This window comes from Listeria sp. SHR_NRA_18 (assembly GCF_003856515.1).
GTDB lineage: Bacteria > Bacillota > Bacilli > Lactobacillales > Listeriaceae > Listeria_A > Listeria_A newyorkensis.
Genome location: NZ_QPKR01000007.1, coordinates 11,722 through 28,186, shown reverse-complemented (window position 1 = coordinate 28,186; position 16,465 = coordinate 11,722). Strand labels below are relative to the sequence as shown.

At 41.2% G+C, this 16,465-nt stretch carries 17 protein-coding genes; 12 read left to right on the top strand and 5 right to left on the bottom strand.

The window, feature by feature from the left end:
• The first annotated feature begins 170 nt into the window (after positions 1 to 170).
• The 4 genes from ytvI to DUK53_RS11240 all read left to right on the top strand — a co-directional run bounded on the left by ytvI (position 171) and on the right by DUK53_RS11240 (position 5,056).
• Positions 171 to 1,280, top strand: a complete 1,110-nt coding sequence (ytvI, locus tag DUK53_RS11255) for a sporulation integral membrane protein YtvI (RefSeq protein ID WP_036091067.1) — start codon at positions 171 to 173, stop codon at positions 1,278 to 1,280.
• A gap of 109 nt (positions 1,281 to 1,389) precedes the next feature.
• The gene (gene cls, locus DUK53_RS11250; protein WP_036133013.1) at positions 1,390 to 2,913 is read left to right on the top strand and encodes a cardiolipin synthase; all 1,524 of its coding nucleotides are present in this window, start codon (positions 1,390 to 1,392) and stop codon (positions 2,911 to 2,913) included.
• Between the two features lie 302 nt (positions 2,914 to 3,215).
• A complete protein-coding gene (gene yjeM, locus DUK53_RS11245; RefSeq protein ID WP_036133011.1) occupies positions 3,216 to 4,712 on the top strand; it encodes a glutamate/gamma-aminobutyrate family transporter YjeM in 1,497 nt (498 codons plus the stop codon).
• A gap of 131 nt (positions 4,713 to 4,843) precedes the next feature.
• The gene (locus DUK53_RS11240) at positions 4,844 to 5,056 is read left to right on the top strand and encodes a hypothetical protein (RefSeq protein ID WP_124892735.1); all 213 of its coding nucleotides are present in this window, start codon (positions 4,844 to 4,846) and stop codon (positions 5,054 to 5,056) included.
• 169 nt (positions 5,057 to 5,225) lie between these two features.
• Here the strand turns inward: DUK53_RS11240 and DUK53_RS11235 are convergent, their stop codons facing one another.
• The gene (locus DUK53_RS11235; RefSeq protein ID WP_036133005.1) at positions 5,226 to 7,553 is read right to left on the bottom strand and encodes a glycoside hydrolase; all 2,328 of its coding nucleotides are present in this window, start codon (positions 7,551 to 7,553) and stop codon (positions 5,226 to 5,228) included.
• A gap of 125 nt (positions 7,554 to 7,678) precedes the next feature.
• Between DUK53_RS11235 and DUK53_RS11230 the strand changes: the two genes are divergently transcribed.
• From DUK53_RS11230 to DUK53_RS11220, 3 genes are read left to right on the top strand one after another with little or no spacing between them, the layout of a single operon-like run.
• On the top strand, positions 7,679 to 8,551 hold the full coding sequence (locus DUK53_RS11230; RefSeq protein ID WP_236637300.1) for a PhzF family phenazine biosynthesis protein: 873 nt from the start codon (positions 7,679 to 7,681) through the stop codon (positions 8,549 to 8,551).
• Positions 8,552 to 8,607: 56 nt separating this feature from the next.
• Positions 8,608 to 9,345, top strand: a complete 738-nt coding sequence (locus tag DUK53_RS11225) for a DUF2238 domain-containing protein (RefSeq protein ID WP_077947543.1) — start codon at positions 8,608 to 8,610, stop codon at positions 9,343 to 9,345.
• A complete protein-coding gene (locus DUK53_RS11220; RefSeq protein ID WP_036091079.1) occupies positions 9,342 to 9,722 on the top strand; it encodes a VOC family protein in 381 nt (126 codons plus the stop codon). Before DUK53_RS11225 ends, DUK53_RS11220 begins: the two co-directional genes overlap by 4 nt.
• A gap of 45 nt (positions 9,723 to 9,767) precedes the next feature.
• Here the strand turns inward: DUK53_RS11220 and DUK53_RS11215 are convergent, their stop codons facing one another.
• Entirely contained in the window at positions 9,768 to 10,424 is a 657-nt protein-coding gene (locus DUK53_RS11215) for a Crp/Fnr family transcriptional regulator (RefSeq protein ID WP_036132999.1), read from the bottom strand.
• Positions 10,425 to 10,751: 327 nt separating this feature from the next.
• On the opposite strand from DUK53_RS11215, the gene DUK53_RS11210 reads away from it, so the two are divergent.
• Positions 10,752 to 10,982 (top strand): helix-turn-helix domain-containing protein, encoded by a 231-nt coding sequence (locus tag DUK53_RS11210; protein ID WP_036091082.1) that lies wholly within the window; start codon positions 10,752 to 10,754, stop codon positions 10,980 to 10,982.
• Positions 10,983 to 11,067: 85 nt separating this feature from the next.
• A complete protein-coding gene (locus DUK53_RS11205; RefSeq protein ID WP_036132997.1) occupies positions 11,068 to 11,904 on the top strand; it encodes a VOC family protein in 837 nt (278 codons plus the stop codon).
• A gap of 54 nt (positions 11,905 to 11,958) precedes the next feature.
• Here DUK53_RS11205 and DUK53_RS11200 read toward each other — a convergent pair whose 3' ends face one another.
• Positions 11,959 to 12,258: a hypothetical protein gene (locus DUK53_RS11200; RefSeq protein ID WP_036091085.1), complete on the bottom strand. Its 300-nt coding sequence runs from the start codon at positions 12,256 to 12,258 to the stop codon at positions 11,959 to 11,961.
• A gap of 113 nt (positions 12,259 to 12,371) precedes the next feature.
• Here DUK53_RS11200 and DUK53_RS11195 point away from each other — a divergent pair, with 113 nt between their 5' ends.
• Genes DUK53_RS11195 through DUK53_RS11185 form a run of 3 tightly spaced genes read left to right on the top strand, consistent with a single transcriptional unit; the run spans position 12,372 to position 14,713 of the window.
• Positions 12,372 to 13,325 (top strand): magnesium transporter CorA family protein, encoded by a 954-nt coding sequence (locus DUK53_RS11195; RefSeq protein WP_036132994.1) that lies wholly within the window; start codon positions 12,372 to 12,374, stop codon positions 13,323 to 13,325.
• A 29-nt stretch (positions 13,326 to 13,354) separates the two neighbouring features.
• Positions 13,355 to 13,996 (top strand): GntR family transcriptional regulator, encoded by a 642-nt coding sequence (locus tag DUK53_RS11190; protein ID WP_036091089.1) that lies wholly within the window; start codon positions 13,355 to 13,357, stop codon positions 13,994 to 13,996.
• A gap of 60 nt (positions 13,997 to 14,056) precedes the next feature.
• Positions 14,057 to 14,713 carry a GntR family transcriptional regulator gene (locus DUK53_RS11185; RefSeq protein ID WP_036091090.1) on the top strand — a complete coding sequence of 219 codons (657 nt, stop codon included), beginning with the start codon at positions 14,057 to 14,059 and terminating at the stop codon, positions 14,711 to 14,713.
• Positions 14,714 to 14,737: 24 nt separating this feature from the next.
• On the opposite strand, the gene DUK53_RS11180 is transcribed toward DUK53_RS11185, so the two are convergent.
• Both DUK53_RS11180 and DUK53_RS11175 read right to left on the bottom strand, forming a co-directional pair.
• Positions 14,738 to 15,271, bottom strand: coding sequence for a GNAT family N-acetyltransferase (locus tag DUK53_RS11180; RefSeq protein ID WP_052165027.1), 534 nt, complete (start codon positions 15,269 to 15,271; stop codon positions 14,738 to 14,740).
• Positions 15,252 to 16,325 (bottom strand): DUF975 family protein, encoded by a 1,074-nt coding sequence (locus tag DUK53_RS11175; RefSeq protein ID WP_052165026.1) that lies wholly within the window; start codon positions 16,323 to 16,325, stop codon positions 15,252 to 15,254. The genes DUK53_RS11180 and DUK53_RS11175 overlap by 20 nt, the downstream gene beginning before the upstream one ends.
• Positions 16,326 to 16,465 lie beyond the last annotated feature (140 nt).

Below are 16,465 nucleotides of genomic sequence, written 5' to 3'. Positions count from 1 at the left end.
CGCTTCGGTGCTCGCTTTTGCCTAGGAACTACAGCCTTCTCGCTTCGCTGAGGTTTGGTGGTGGGGACGGATTTGGCGGGAGAACACGATTTCGTACGCTTTGGTGATGAAAGGCTAGAATTGGCAAGGAAACATGGTTACATAGATTTAGATAGACGGGGGAGTTTTGCATGGAAGAGAAACATGAGGTTGGAGAAAAGTCGAATTTGGAGGGGCAGAAGCGGTTTTTGGTCCGGTTTTTGTATCTGGCTAGTATCGTTGTTATTATTTTCCTTTTCTTGAAATATGTTTTACCGCTGACGTATCCATTTCTGATCGGATTCGGCTTGGCGTGGATGTGTATGCCGCTCACTCGCTTGCTTGCGCGCAAAACGAAATGGCGTAATCGCAAGGCTTGGGGATTAATCGTCATGCTGTTTTTCTATGCTATTCTCAGTGGTCTGCTCGTTCTAGGCTTGCTGGAGCTATTTAAGTTGCTCGGACAGTCGATTAGCAGCATTCCTGGCTACTATCAGAACGATATCTTGCCCGCTTTGCAAAAAATCGAGGACTGGGGCGCGGATTGGATCGATAATATTGCGCCAGATCTCGCTCAGCAGTATCACAATGTTTTCCATGCCGTTATTGCCAAAATTGGCCGTTTCGCACTTTCGCTGTCGGGCAGTATTGCGAGTTGGGTTGCCTCTGTCACGCTTTCCCTACCAAGCATCTTCATCTTCTTTTCTTTCAGCATGTTGTTCTCCTTTTTCATCGTCTGGGACTTTGACAAAGTGGGGGCATTCATGCGGAAGCAACTGCCAGATCGTGTGAATGAAACCGTGCAAAACGTGCATAAACATTTTAAAACCACAACCGTCGAGTACATCAAAGCTTACCTGATTATCGCTGGTGTGACTTGCGTCGAGCTCTTTATCGGGCTCACGATTCTAGGCGTGCCAAACGCGATTTGGATTGCCCTCGGAATTTCCGTTTTCGATATGATTCCCGTATTCGGAACCGGCGGTATCATGATTCCCTGGGTCCTCCTAGCATTCATCAACGGCGATCTCGCGTTTGCAATCGAACTGCTCATTCTGTACACTGTTATCACCGTTATTAGAAACATCATCGAACCAAAGATTCTCGGTACAAAATTAGGCCTGAACCCAGTTATCGCCCTATTCACGCTCTACATCGGCTTACAACTATTTGGTATTATCGGCCTGATTCTCGCACCAATCATCACGGTTATCGTAAAAGACCTACACGATGCGGGCAAATTCAAACTTTGGAGATACTAGTAAGCGTTGCTGCGTTCTATCACAAGGCGCAGCAACTTTTGTATAGAACAGGACAAAAACACCATTTCCATGTATAATTAAAACAGAAATAAGAAAAGGGAGCCATCAAATGCAAAAATTAATCCAGTTTATCGTTATTTTAGTCATGTTTGCTCTAGTTGGATATTTCCTATTTACATGGTCAGGAGCTATCTTAACGTGGGCAACAATTATTGGGGAAGTGTTCGCAGTTGTCATCGCCGTACGCCTGCTTCTCTGGGATCAAAGAAATACCACATCAAAAATTGCTTGGTTAGCCGCTGTCTTTGTCTTGCCAGTACTTGGCGTCGTGCTCTACCTATTCTTCGGTAGAAACCCACAAAATCGAATTTTCACAGCGAATCAAGTAAAAGAAAAAGAAAAACTAATCGAGGCAATACATAATTTGCCGATTCCACAGTCCGACAAAGAACTACCAGAACTATCAAAAAGTTTGTATTCACTAACCGATATCAGGCCGATAAACGGCAACAAAGTAACCATCTTAACCAATGGCCAAGAGACATTCCCAGCCATTTTAGAAGCCTTGCGCAAGGCCACAGATCATATTCACATTCAATATTACATCTATCGCCAAGACGAGATTTCCACTGAAATTCGCGATATTTTGATTGAAAAAGCGAAGGCTGGAGTCACCGTCCGTTTCCTATTCGATGGCATGGGCTCCGCGCACCTGAAAGAGGAATTTTTAGAACCATTAAAACAAGCTGGCGCAACGGTCTACGCCTATGATCCCGTTCGTTCTATCTGGATTGCGCGCACAGCCAACCTCCGAAATCACCGCAAAATGATTATTATCGATAGCAAAATCGGTTTTACCGGAGGACTCAATGTCGGCGAAGAATACCGCAGCAATACGCCAGATTTCGAAGTGTGGCGCGATACCCACGTGAAAATCGAAGGAACCGGCGTCCTCGAGCTGCAAGAATCCTTCCTATTTGACTGGGTTTACATGGAAAACCGTGCCGGTGCAGCTGACGAATTCATCAGTGAAGCAGGAATTGCACGCTATCTAAGCGCCCAGCAAGCCGAAGACACCGATGATTGGGTGCAAATCGTATACGGCGGTCCATACGATAAAGAGAAGTGGGTGCGCGATTCCATGCTTGATCTCATGGATTCCGCGAAGAAATCAGTCTGGATTGCGAGTCCCTATTTTGTACCAGATGAAGAATCACTTGCCGTTATCCGCCGCGTATCCATGAGTGGCATAGACGTGCGCGTTATTGTTCCCGGCAAAGGCGACCGCGGTGTATCTTTCCACGGAAGTAACGCTTACATCCAAACCATGATTGACGCCGGTGCAAAAATGTATTCCTACCGTGACGATTCATTCATTCATGCCAAAGTGATGCTGGTCGACGGTGAACGCGCAGCAGTCGGAACCGCGAATTTTGATATCCGTAGTTTCCGCTTAAATCACGAACTCATGGTATTCCTATACGATCGCAGTGACGCGGTTGTAAAATTAGAACGCGATTTCAATGCCGATTTCCTAGAAAGCCACCTATTTACAGAAGCAGAAATGAAGGCGAAATCCAAAACACAACGCATGAAGGAAACATTAGCCAGTCTACTATCACCAATACTATAAAGTGAAGTTGTCAATCTTTCCTAGTGGAAACTAGATCGATTGACAACTTTTTATCGATTTTTCATAAAGCTATTACCTATAACTAAAATGTAAAATACCTCCAACAAAATAGGCCAATAAATGGATGACTGAGAACACTGATATATGGTATAATCCTTTTGCTTGCCAGTAAACTGCTGTGTAGATTAGGAGGATAAAAATCAGTTTACTAAAAAATAGTTTTCAGATAAATATAGTTTTTATTGCTACAGAGCTATATTTTATCAGAGAATGTCTCAAAAATAAAAAGCTGGAGGATACATATGACAACACAAGTGAAAAAGTTAACATTAATAGGGCTAATACTGATGATTTTCACATCGGTATTCGGATTTGCGAACAGCCCATCTGCCTTTTATCTAATGGGATATGGTGCGATTCCGTGGTATATCTTTTCAGCCATCTGTTTTTTCATTCCGTATGCGCTGATGATGGCGGAATATGGATCGACCTATAAGAAAGAGCAAGGCGGAATTTTTTCTTGGATGAACGACAGTGTTGGTCCGCGTTTCGCTTTTATAGGAACGTTTATGTGGTTTGCATCGTATGTTATTTGGATGGTGAGCACCTCATCGAAAGTTTGGATTCCACTTTCCACCTTCATTTTTGGTGGCGATAAAACGCAAGAATGGCGCCTATTTTCACTGACGCCAACGCAAACAGTTGGGATTTTAGCGATTGTTTGGATGATTGTCATCACCTTCTTTGCTTCCCGCGGCTTGAAACAAATATCAAAAGTAACAGCAGTTGGAGGGATTGCGGTTACAGGGCTGAACTTGGTTTTACTTCTTGTCAGCGTCCTGATTATTATCCTGAACGGTGGCGAGTTTGCCCAACCAATCACAGGCTGGTCATCCTTTGTAGAATCACCGAATCCTTCCTACATCACGCCGCTTGCGACACTTTCGTTTGTCGTATTTGCGATTTTTGCGTATGGCGGTATTGAAGCAGTAGGTGGCTTGGTCGATCAAACAAAGAATCCAGAGAAGAACTTCCCGAAAGGTGTGATCATTTCGGCGATTATTATCTCGGTCGGCTATGCCCTTGGAATTTTCCTATGGGGTGTGAGCGCGAATTGGCTGCAAGTTCTTAGCGGTAAAACGACCAACCTTGGTAATATCACATACGTATTGATGTATAATCTAGGATTCGAACTCGGAAATGCTTTTCAGTTAAGTGCCGCAACAGCAGCTTCTATCGGAACTTGGTTTGCGCGAATCACCGGTTTATCGATGTTTTTAGCCTATACTGGCGCATTCTTCACACTGATTTACTCACCACTGAAAACCTTGATTCAAGGAACACCTGCAAAAGTATGGCCGAAAAAAATGACACAGATGAACAAAGCAAATATGCCAGAATTCGCAATGTGGATGCAATGTTTGGCAGTAATTATCATCATTTTACTAGCCTCATTCGGCGGTGACAATGCTTCTGCGTTTTACAATAAACTGACGCTCATGGCAAATGTATCGATGACGCTACCATATCTATTCTTAGCCTTTGCGTTCCCATTCTTTAAAGCGAAAACAGGATTAAATCGCGAATTCGTTATTTATAAAAAGAAATGGCAAACCTATCTTGGAACGATAGTGGTTCTTATTGTTGTCGGATTTGCCAATGTCTTTACGATTATCAACCCGTCTTTAAACGGAGATTATAGCAGCACGATTTGGATGATTGCAGGCCCTGTAGTGTTCGCATTCGTTGCCTATATTTTATATGAATCCTACTTGAGAAGAATGAAAAATAATCGATAATAAAAATGGCGTTGCAACTCAAAGTGAGGTTGTAGCGTCTTTTTGTGTTCTTTTTAAAATAAGTCACAACTTTTGCTTGGCTAATTCATACATTATTTGTTATAATTGTAAGGCACGATAGATATAGAAAAATGAAAACAAAGGATGGTGCTGTTCATATGCAATCACGGGATGCATTGAAAGATGGCGAGAAAGATAATGTATGGGCGGAGTGCTCAGAAGCATTTCAAGTAATTATCGATCGCATGCGGGAGCAGACAGAGGAACAACAACAAAGACTCCAAAAAACAATCGATATGTTTAAAGAGAGACAAAGAGAATTGCAAGAAGAGATGGATAAGTAAGGCTATGTCATTCATGATGAAAAGCTGGGACCCGCATACAAGGTTCCAGCTTTTTTTGTTCGCTTAAAAAGGCGTATGACGTAGCTAGAAATGCTCATTATCTTATTATCTGACAAGAAATAACCCACATTGATAAACCTTCACCAATGTGGGTTATAAAATCTATTTTTTACTCTAAATGATCCGTTGAAATAGTTGTTTTTTTGCCGTTGTTGATAATCAGTGCAGTATGAGCTGGAATTGACTGTTTATTGGACTGGAAATCTTTATTAGAAAAATTAGCGATCACTTGTAAATAAGAACCGAATTCTGTTTTTTGAACAAGGCGATCTGTATCAAGGGTTTGGAAATTCGTCATCTCATGCCGCAACGCCTCTTGTTGGAACGGTGTCCAGTTTTTCATATTGGCAGTAATGTCTGCTTGATGCAGCTTCCAGTTTGCTTCGTCCAAATGGAACAATGGCGGCGTGTTATACAAATATTCCTTGAGACGGCGCTCACCAGTCTGTCCCTTGACCTTGTAACTATCCCATTCCCAGTGATGTGTCGTGATAACCGAACGATTATACACCAATTTAAAAAGTGGAATCGAATACACCGGGCTCGTATAGATTGGCTTATATTCTTCTTTAATCGGAACAATTTTACTGTATCGCGTCGGGATTGAGCCATCCATCGAAGCGTATTTCCCTATAAAATAAGGACTGTCCTCATTCTCGCGCATATCAGGATCATCCCATTTAATCACAGGTGTCTCCAAACCATGGGCAAACGCAATATCAGAAGCAGCATAGTCATTGCCACCCTCTGAGCCAATAACAAATCCTTTTTTATTTAAATAATCCAGGCGTTTCATTCGAGCTGCTGCGTCTTCTTTTTGTGTCGTAGGATGTGCTTTGGCAAAATCATCATGCAGTTCCCCCGCAGCATCAACGTCCATAAACCATGAATTAAAACCAATGCCTTCTGCCAAAATGCCGTCAACACGCGCTTTAACAGCATCAAAAACGAGCGTTGGATTTAGTTTCCGCCCTTTGCCGAGAAAACCGGTAAGCTTCTCGCCTTGCTCATTTTCGACAGTAGCGTCCTCGTATAGCTTCGGATCTGGAAAAGATGCGGTGTTCCAATCGATACTCGCGTCCTGTTGAATGGATTGATAAGAATCGTATGGTCCCATGAGGTACCCAGCTTTAACCGCTGCATCTACGGAAGCGGGATTCATCAAGCCATTCACCCAGTTAGGAAGGCCAAGCCATGCTTTTTTTATGCCCGCCTGCTCCATTTCTTCGATAATTTGAGTGACATTAGATTGCCCCCATTCATCCACGGGTGTAGTCAAACCACTGATATGGCTACTTATTAGATGTTTATTCAAATCATAACGTTCCTGCTCATTCAGGTTTGCCACGCCCTTATCAATGTATTTTTTAGCAGTAGTATCTGGATTTTTAAAGATAGCAGGGTTGTATAATTGCGGCATTTGCAGGATATATTGAAACGAATTCAGCATCATATTTTTTTCGTATTGATACATCTCGCCATTTTTAATATTCGCTAAAACAGTTCTATATTCCGTAGCCCCATCTTCACCGTATTTATCAAGCAAGTTTCCCATCCATTCAAAAAGCGGGTCATCGATAGAAGTCTTCAATTTGTTCCAATGCATATCGGCGTCCGTTAAAACGCGGCTATTCCAAAGATAGGCATGGGGTGCTCCGTATAGTTTCTTTATCTCAGGATTTTGCTTTTCTTTTTCGGCTAAAGTGGTGAATTGATGCTGCTCTTTTATATAATTTTGATAGTTTTTTGCGATCGCTACAGGATTGTTATCTGTGATGAAAATGCTATATTTGTAGTCTTTTTCTTTATTTACAGAGGAAAATGTATGGTTAATGCTGAACTGAATCGCCGGATCTGTATGGAATAAAATATCATTATTGAACGTATCAGGCATCACGTAAGACACAGCGAACTTCTCTTTATTCAATGTGAAAAACTTCATCGAAAAGTATTCGTTCATCGTTTGTTCCTTATCTGTGGTGAAAAATTTCTTCCAAGCGGGATCGTTTTGAGGAATCTGTTTTCCTTCTGAAATAGGAAGTGTATACGTAGGTGCATCGACACGTGGCCATTCAAAATGGCATGTCTTTGGATTGGTGGAATGGATTTTAACGTCCAGTGATTTCACTTGTTTTTTGATGGTGACATGTAGCTTTTCATCGGGATAATCCCAACTGGTTTCTGTTTTTGTTTTTTTGAGGTTTGTCACTTTGCGTTTGGCTTGAGGTTCGGCAATGGTTTCTGTGGTGCCATCTTTGGTTACTTTTAATTCGAATGTCTCAGGAATGGCTTCATACGTGAAATTTCCTTGAGCGTATTCGGTGCGTTTATTATTTTCCTTGTCGATTTGTGATGGTGTCTTAGCGCTGGATTTGTGTGAGCAGGCAGTGCCGATAATTAGAATCAGCGCCATACTTACTATTATCATTTTTTTCATATCTCTATTCCTCCTTGGTTGGTTCGAGGATAACTATAGCATCCTTATGTGACGTTAGTTTGACGATATAAGATTATTTCCCGGGAAATAAATGATATAATGGGAGCAAAAGGGGTGCTATGGAAATGAAGGTATATCATTATGATGCATTTAGTAACGTTCCGGGAAAAGGGAATCCAGCAGGTGTTGTGTTGGATGCAGACACATTAACGGCAGAAAAGATGCAAGAAATCGCGGAAAAAGTAGGCTTTAATGAAACAGCTTTTGCGATGAAATCCGAGGTAGCAGACATTCGATTGCGTTATTTTACGCCAGGTCATGAGATGGATCTTTGTGGTCACGGCACGATGGCTGCTATTCAGGCATTAAGCGAGCATCATTTTTTGACTGAAAAAGCGAAAATACGGGTAGAGACTAAAGTGGGTATTTTAGAAGTGGAAATCAAGTATTCCGAAGATGGACAACGATGGATGACGATGCAGCAGGCACCCGCCGTTTTTGAAAGTTTTGCAGGTTCACGTGTTGATTTAGCAGAAGTGATTGGCGTAACAGAAAGCGAGTTATCTGATGAATGGCCGATTATGTATGGAAATACTGGTATTTGGACACTGCTCGTACCGATGAAAGAACTGGCGAGTTTCAAGCGGATGAAGCCAGATAATGCTAGATTTCCAGAAGTTCTGCAAGAGATGCCACGCGCTTCGATTCACCCTTTTTGTTTGGAGACAATCCATTCTGATGCAACGATGCATGCCCGCCATTTTTCCTCTCCGTTTTCTGGAACAATAGAAGATCCGGTGACAGGAACGGCATCGGGTGTTATGGGCGCCTATTATGCGAAATATATCAAGGACACGCAACATATTGTGGTAGAACAAGGCGCGGAGGTGGGACGTGATGGGAAAGTCATGGTCCATATTGATAAAAAGGAAACTACTTATGCGATCCAGGTTACAGGAACGGCCGTTTTGGTAGATGAAGTAGGAGAATTCTACTAAACTCTGCTATAATGAAAGACATGCTAGCTATTATGTAAGATTGGGAGATGAAAACAATGTTAAAAAAACTGAAAGAGCTTAGCGTCGCACAATGGATTGCGATCTTTATTTTCGTCTCAATGGGGATTTCGATGATTTTTATCACGGTTGAAATTTTCCTAGCGCCGATAGAGCAAACGCCGGGGCAGCCGAAAGTGACACTGCGAAGCGACTATATTTTCTTACTGTTTGAGTGTGTATTGGGAGTCATTATTTTACTATTACCGACCATTTTATCCCACCGATTTAAATTTGAAATACCAGGTTTGGTCTATATTTTATTCTTAGTTTTCTTGTACGCATCCATCTATCTAGGTACCGTTCAAAAATTCTATTCCACGGTTCCTCATTGGGACAAAATTCTGCATACGTTCAGTGGTGCCATGCTCGGTGCCATTGGTTTCTCTTTCGTCAACTTGCTCAATAATGATAAGCATGTCGTGATGAAGATGAAACCAGGCTTTATCTCTGTATTTGCCTTCTGTTTTGCTGTCACATTAGGCGCTTTTTGGGAGATTTATGAGTATACATTTGATGGCTTAATGAACTTGAATATGCAGCGTTATGCAATGTCTAATGGCACACCACTTGTTGGGCGCGCAGCTTTAGCAGACACGATGGGAGATATTATTGTTGATGTTCTCGGTTCACTGGTCTTTGTTCTCATTGGCTACTGGTCACTGAAAAAAGGTCGACCATGGATGGTAAATTTTGAATTTAAGAAGAAAAAACCGAAAGAGGGAGTGGCAAAATGAAGATAGAACACGTAGCGATTTGGGTGGCGGATATCGAGCAAGCGAAGCGTTTTTATACGGCTTATTTTGAAGGAGTCGCAAACGATAAATACACGAATGAAGCGAAAGGCTTTTCTTCCTACTTTATCAGCTATCCTACAGGCGCTAGACTCGAAATTATGCAGCGTACAGACATTATCGATGCAAAAGAAAAACCATTATTAGGCTGGGCTCACATTGCTTTTTGTGTTGGTAGTAAAGAGCGTGTGGACGAGTTAACGAAACAGCTCCAAAAGGATGGCTATACATTGGAGAGCGGTCCAAGAACAACTGGGGATGGCTATTATGAAAGTGTTATTTTAGATAGTGAAGGAAATCAAATTGAAATTACAGCTTAACTAAAAAAGGGCGATGCGCAGATTTTCAGCGCATCGTCCTTTTGGCTAGAGGGCGAGTGATTCATTATCAAAGACTAGTTCCCCGGTTTCAGTCCACTCATTGCAAAGGATAGTGAATGTTTTGGTGCTTAAATTGGCGTAATTAGCCAACAATGTTTTAGAGAAATAATTAGGAATAACTAAAATACCATCCCGATATTCACCAAAGAGACGAGCAACCTCTTTTAGGAGTACCAACAAACGGTGTTCTGCCGCTTCCTGTAAGAGCAGTGTTTTGTTAAATAGCATTTCTTCTTTTTTGTGATTATTTGCATATAGAAATAGCCAGCCTTCTTGGAAACCTAGCAACATTGTTAGCATATCGGCTCTATCAAACTCATAGACAGTTGTGGGCTGAAGTACTTTCATCGTGTAGAAGGAGTTATCATTTGTATAAGGATTAGAGAGACCAACAATATTTTTCTCCCCCAAAAAACCAATAATATTTTTATCTCTGTTACACGAAATCACGCCACTCTCAATGAAATAAATATGTTTAAAAGGTTGGTTTTCGATAGAGATGTGTGTATTTCTCTTCAAAGTGCGTTGTTTGTAAGGGATACGATGCGTCAGTAGGAACTTTAAGAAGTGATCGTAGTCGAATTTTCCTTGTTCCATTTTTTCTAGGTGTATTTCTTTTAAGCTCTTTATTTTTTCTTCCATTCATTCAGCCACCTTTCTTAATAATCTTATTATAGCACTAGTTTATCGGTCTTCTTTTTGGTAAAATGGCTACCTAGGATGATACGTGTAGCGAGAATATAAATCTAGAACTATAAATAAAGGCCATATGTTTTTGAAACAGTCTATTTGTGACAGATATGTATTATTTATTTATGGGAGATGGAAGGTCATTCTATTGAATCAAGGCTATATATGGTGAAAAAATGTAGTTCTATATGAATAAAGAGGGAATATACTTATTTTTTCTTAGGCTTATTTTATGTTATAATATGTTCAACGATGAGCAATTCGAGGAGGAGAATAAATGTGGTTAAGTTAACAAGAACTAAAAAATCTATTTCTACACTCGATATGTATTATGAAGAACATATAGATAACTTCGTTGATTTGAAAACATATTTGTCTGAGGTAGAGGCCCATTGTATAAAAAAAATGATTGAGAGAAATGATGGGAACATGACGCAGGCCGCAATACAACTTGGTATTCATCGCTCGATATTGTACCGAAAGTTGAACGGGTTTGATAAGAAAAAGTAAACACTTACTAATTGTAAGCGTGAAGATGGACTTTTAATGGGAAATGTGTTGTAATGTTATTAGTTACAACGAAAGGGTGACCTATATGACAATGGAGATAGGAAAAGTTGTGTTGAAAACGAAAAGTAAACATACATTAGCGGCTTTTTATAACGAAATAATCGGTCTAAAAGTGATGGCTGATGAGGATAACAGAATAGCGTTAGGCATTGATGGACGAGTACTTTTAGAATTGATGGAGGTAAAGCAAGGAATGACTGCGAAACAGGCGAAAACAGGTTTATATCATACGGCTTTTTTATTGCCTAGCAGAGCGGAATTGGGTAGCTTTTTGCAACATTTGTTGGAAAGTAATTACCCAATAGATGGCGCGGGGGACCATATTTATAGTGAGGCATTGTATTTCCAGGATCCAGATGGGAATGGTATTGAAGTTTACGCGGACCGGGCTCGAGAGGACTGGCAGCGAGATGAACTTGGGAATCTGCCCATGGCGACAAATGAAGTCGATGGTGATGGCATATTGATGGCGGGAGCTGAGCTTGACTGGAATGGGGCACCATCCGATACTACAATTGGTCACATCCATTTGCAAGTCAGTCATTTAGAAGAAACGCGCCACTTTTATGAAACGGTTCTGGGTTTCCAGGTGACCACGGAGATTCCGTCTGCGCTATTTTTTGCAGATGGAGATTATCACCATCATATTGGCACAAATATTTGGGCTGGTCGTGATTTGCCTAAATTGGATGAATTAGAGACTGGGCTTGCTTATTTCACAATCCAAACAGAAGCTATCGGGGTGTTAGAGGAGCGGTTGAAGCAGTTCGATATCGCTTTTGAAAAGGAATCAGATAACGTGATTAGGTTGGAAGATCCGAATGGGATTGCCGTAAAGATTGTAAATAATACAAAAAGCTAAGCGTCGACATGATGCTTAGCTTTTCTTTATAGGCAAAATTTTGCTATAATTGATTTAAGAGTGTTTCCAATTCTTTTGGCGCGTTGTTGTCTTCTTTAGTAGCCAATGTGCAAGTCCAAGTGCGGCTTGAATGAGTACAAAAGTTAGGATGCCTAGATTCAGATAGAACAGGGCGGTTTGGGCCTCTGCTGGAAAGGCGCGTTGGACGAATAGAAAAGCCAGAAAGAAACCGGCATTGGCGCCCAGCGAAACCCAGTAAACAGAGATTTTCCCAAGCTTACTAATGACAAAAGATAGCGTAAAGAAAAAGATCGCGAAACAAAAACCAATCAATATCATTTGTATCGACCCCATGACGCTCACCTCACATTGTTACAGAATTAGTTTTATTGATAATAATTGTAACACAAATGAAATGTATTGTAAAGGTTGCCTAGAAAAACGTTACTTGGCGGGGAGGTACGAGGATGATTGAATATTATAGAACGCAAGAAAATGATGAAATACATCAGATTGATGGCTATCAGGCAGGGTGTTGGGTTCATGTCGTAGCGCCAAGTCCTGATGAGATTGATTATTTATCCCAAAAATTAGATATACCGAAAGATCATATTTTAGACCCTTTGGACAAAGAGGAACGTTCACGAATTGAATTAAAGCATGTGGAAGAGAATTTCAAGCATTCTTTGGTGATTGTGGATTGCCCGATAGAGGCGAAGGATGAAATGGGTTTCCTCGAATTTAAGACGATACCAATTGGGATTATTACCACAAAAGAAGTCGTCGTAACGGTTGTGCTGAAACAGTTGCCAGTTTTGGAAGATATTATGGATAGGCGCATGGAGCAGTATAATACAGCCAATCATGTCCAGTTTGTGCTACAAATTCTGTATGCGGTATCCTACTATTTTTTGAAATATTTAAACAGCCTGATTGAGCATATGCATACGCTTGAAAAAAATATTCGCCAGTCGATGCAAAATGAGGAGCTATACGCTTTTATGGCGGCGCAACGGAGCCTAGTCTTTTTTGCAACAGCGCTTCAATCCAACAAGGCAGTTCTGGATAAAATGATTCAGGCAGCGCATTACACAGCGAAAGATGCGGACAAAGAATTGTTGCAGGATGTCATCATCGAGAACAAGCAAGCTATCGCGATGACGGATACATATACGCAAATTGTTGGTGGGATGTCTGATACTTTTTCGTCTGTGATTGCGAATAATTTAAATCGGGTGATGAAATTTTTGACGTCGTTTACGATTATTTTGTCGTTACCAACGATTGTGGCGAGCATTTACGGGATGAATGTGAAATTGCCGTTTTCAAATCAGGAATATGCGTTTGGGCTGATTATGGTGGGGACATTGTTTATTACGATTATCACGACGGTTGTATTTTGGCGCAAAAAGTACTTCTAAAATGGGACTTCGAGAGGAACTGATTCTTTATGGAAAAACAAAGCTATGAGAAAAAAGCGTACGAAACAATGAAGGAAAAGATATTGAACGGGCAATTGCGGACGGGGGATCGCGTGCCAGAGAATACGATTGCAAAAGAGCTCGGCATTAGTCGGACGCCGGTGCGTCGCGCTTTAGTTATGCTTGAAACGGAGGGCTTTTTGACGATTGAGAGTAATCGGGGTGCTTTTGTTTGCGAAAGTAAGGTGACGGTGGGCAGATTCATTGAGATGCTTGAAATGTTGGAAGTTCTGACGATTAAGACGATGGACAAAATCGAGACGAAGGGGATTTCTTTTGAGCCGCAACATTTGTATAGGCGTTTGTCGGTCATGGAAGGGCATTTGAAAGCCGGGAATAGTAGTGGGTTTGTGGAAGAAGGCTGGCAAACTATTTTTGATTTTATCGCTTACATGGGGAATTCTTACGCAAATAATGCGGTTAGAAAGATGGGTATCGACTTTTTGACGAAGGCGCCGAAAGAAATTATTTTAATACCGTTTCATAATGGCGCGTATTTAATTGAGCAGTATATGCGAATGAATGAACTGCTGAGAACGAAGGATTTTGATAAGGCAGAGACAATTGTTCGTGAATTGGTCAATTATTTTATTATAAAAACGTTCCGATAGGTGAATTTTTTGGAAGGTTATGCTACAATATTGGTAATTAAGATAGGGGTGTCGAGAGCATTGAAAAGTAAACGAGAGTATAAGACGCTAGACAGAATGGTCTATTTTAGCATTATTGAGAAGATAAAAACAGGAGAATTAAAACCGAATGAGCATTTGACCGAGGAACGATTAGCGAAGGAATTAAATGTTAGTAGGTCACCGATACGCAAGGCAATCACGGCATTGGTTTCAGAGGGAATTCTAGATTATCGTACATATAGTGGTGTTGTTGTTCGAGATTCGATGATTGATCCAGCGAAATACGGGTACCTCCTAGAAGTGATAGAGGTGTTTATAGATGCAGCGATTCAGAAAATGAAGAAAAATAATACGCCAGTTGATATAGCAGCACTACGGAATTATATCGCGTCGATGGACCGCTCTTCTTATTTGCAAAATATGGAGGATTACATCTTCAACCAGCACCAATTCTTCTTCCGTATTCTAAAACATGATTCGAATCCATATTATTATGAGAATGTGAAGCGCGTCTTTTTCACGATTAATAATTTCTCGATGGAAACGGTCGTGAAGCAAGGTTCGGAAGATAAACGTGATTTGACGGTGAAGAAATTTACGGCGATTGCAGACGCATTTGAACAAAACGAATATGATTTAGCGAATGAGCGTATTCAAGCCTTATTTAATGATTTTGCGCTTAGTGCTTTCCGGTAAGAAAAAAAGAGCGTAGAGAATTCTCTACGTTCTTTTTTCGTATATACAGAACCCATCCACGATTGCCAATTGCGTGAAGCCGGCGTTCTGATAGAGTGTGTTTAATTTTTGATTGTCAGCAATGCTGTCAAGGCGTAGATAGGGATAATCTGTTTGTGCGGATTCAGCGCTTGCCCATTCTAAAATTGCTTGACTCAAGTGTTGACCAGCGAAATCTCGCGCAATCATTAAGCGGTGTAGGTATCGTGCAGGTGTTTGGTAGCCGTGATCGCGCCACAGACGTTGGTCCCACTCGCTCGCTGTTTTTCGTAAAATGAAAGCTGCTGCGATATGGTCTGACTCGCGAACTAAAAAGACTTCGCCATCTCGAATACGATCTTTTAGTCCGTGTACATCTTTTCCTTCTAAAATATCGCCCCATTGTGAGGAACCGCGACTTTTTAGCCAAGATGCTGTGTCAATCATGAGTTGCTGTAAAGAGGCTTCATCGAAAACAGAAGCCTCTTGCACAGTCAACATGGTATTACCTAATGGAATTTTATTTTTGTTCGTCGTCATTTTTTTGTTCCGTTGTTTCTTCGTGATCGACTGGTTGAGATGGACGGACAGCTTCACTGATTGTATCGTCGTTGTGTGCTACTTCTTCTACTGGTTTTTCTGGCGCAGTTACATCGGTTTCTGGTGTTGCCTCAGGTTTCGGTGTCACAGCAGGATCAACCATGGAGTCAGCGCCCCACGTTTTATTTTCGAAATGTGGTGCTTCAGGCTCTTCGGGTGGTGTCGGATCAACTGGTGGAATCGCGCCAAATGTCGTGTCGTCCTCTAGAACCGTCGTTGTGTACGTGCCCATATCCGGGTCGCCGCCAAATGTGCCAGTGCTCGCATATAAATCATCGTAGAACACGGCGCAAGCTACAAGAACCTGTGGATAAATCCAAATAGCTAGACCGAATAATACGGCAAGCATCAAAAAGTAACCAAGAACAAACACAATCAAAAATACAGGGCTCATGTCTGGTACGCTACTATAATAATCATACGAATACGAGTTATAGCCATAATCGAACATCGCCGTTGTAGCCGCCGCAATGATTCCAAGCACCATCATAATAATAACAGGGATAAAGAACACCCAAATATAAGATAGTACGAGTCCAAACAAGCGACCCTTATGCCCATTCATGCGGTGACGACTTTCCGTAATCGCATCAAGCGGCGAAATATTAGGATCATCACGTAAAATCATAAAAGTTTGCGAGTACGAGAACGATTTAATAATACCAGGAATAAGGAATAGTAAACTCCATAAAAATGTAAAAATAAATACAAGTACTGCGGCAAGTAAATTACGACCAAACGTTTTAAAACCGCTGAATAAGTAGCCAATTTCAGGTTTTTCCTGACGGCTAAGAGCGAGGAAGAACCACGTGGCACCAATCATAAAAGGACCAGCGAAAACATAATAAGCAATCGTTCCAAGCACTGGAATGAAATTGACCATCGAAACAGCCATTAAAATCACATACGCGAGCGCCATACCTCCAATTGCCAGCCCCCAATTCCCTTTTAAGGACTGCTTCGTCATCTTTCTAATTTCTGAAATACTCATCATAAAAATTCTATCCCCTTTCTTTTGTGAAAATACATATATACTTAAAAATACCATAGAATCAGACACATTGATAGTCATAATCGATAATTTTATAAAATGATTGACTTTTCGCGTAAAGGGGAATAGGCTATAAGGTAAAA

Excerpts from the sequence above, each read along its gene's own strand:
- ytvI (WP_036091067.1), top strand. The coding sequence starts at position 171 with ATGGAAGAGAAACATGAGGTTGGAGAAAAGTCGAATTTGGAGGGGCAG.
- cls (WP_036133013.1), top strand. The coding sequence starts at position 1,390 with ATGCAAAAATTAATCCAGTTTATCGTTATTTTAGTCATGTTTGCTCTA.
- yjeM (WP_036133011.1), top strand. The coding sequence starts at position 3,216 with ATGACAACACAAGTGAAAAAGTTAACATTAATAGGGCTAATACTGATG.
- DUK53_RS11240 (WP_124892735.1), top strand. The coding sequence starts at position 4,844 with ATGAAAACAAAGGATGGTGCTGTTCATATGCAATCACGGGATGCATTG.
- DUK53_RS11235 (WP_036133005.1), bottom strand. The coding sequence starts at position 7,553 with ATGAAAAAAATGATAATAGTAAGTATGGCGCTGATTCTAATTATCGGC.
- DUK53_RS11230 (WP_236637300.1), top strand. The coding sequence starts at position 7,679 with ATGAAGGTATATCATTATGATGCATTTAGTAACGTTCCGGGAAAAGGG.
- DUK53_RS11225 (WP_077947543.1), top strand. The coding sequence starts at position 8,608 with ATGTTAAAAAAACTGAAAGAGCTTAGCGTCGCACAATGGATTGCGATC.
- DUK53_RS11220 (WP_036091079.1), top strand. The coding sequence starts at position 9,342 with ATGAAGATAGAACACGTAGCGATTTGGGTGGCGGATATCGAGCAAGCG.
- DUK53_RS11215 (WP_036132999.1), bottom strand. The coding sequence starts at position 10,424 with ATGGAAGAAAAAATAAAGAGCTTAAAAGAAATACACCTAGAAAAAATG.
- DUK53_RS11205 (WP_036132997.1), top strand. The coding sequence starts at position 11,068 with ATGACAATGGAGATAGGAAAAGTTGTGTTGAAAACGAAAAGTAAACAT.
- DUK53_RS11200 (WP_036091085.1), bottom strand. The coding sequence starts at position 12,258 with ATGGGGTCGATACAAATGATATTGATTGGTTTTTGTTTCGCGATCTTT.
- DUK53_RS11195 (WP_036132994.1), top strand. The coding sequence starts at position 12,372 with ATGATTGAATATTATAGAACGCAAGAAAATGATGAAATACATCAGATT.
- DUK53_RS11190 (WP_036091089.1), top strand. The coding sequence starts at position 13,355 with ATGGAAAAACAAAGCTATGAGAAAAAAGCGTACGAAACAATGAAGGAA.
- DUK53_RS11180 (WP_052165027.1), bottom strand. The coding sequence starts at position 15,271 with ATGACGACGAACAAAAATAAAATTCCATTAGGTAATACCATGTTGACT.
- DUK53_RS11175 (WP_052165026.1), bottom strand. The coding sequence starts at position 16,325 with ATGATGAGTATTTCAGAAATTAGAAAGATGACGAAGCAGTCCTTAAAA.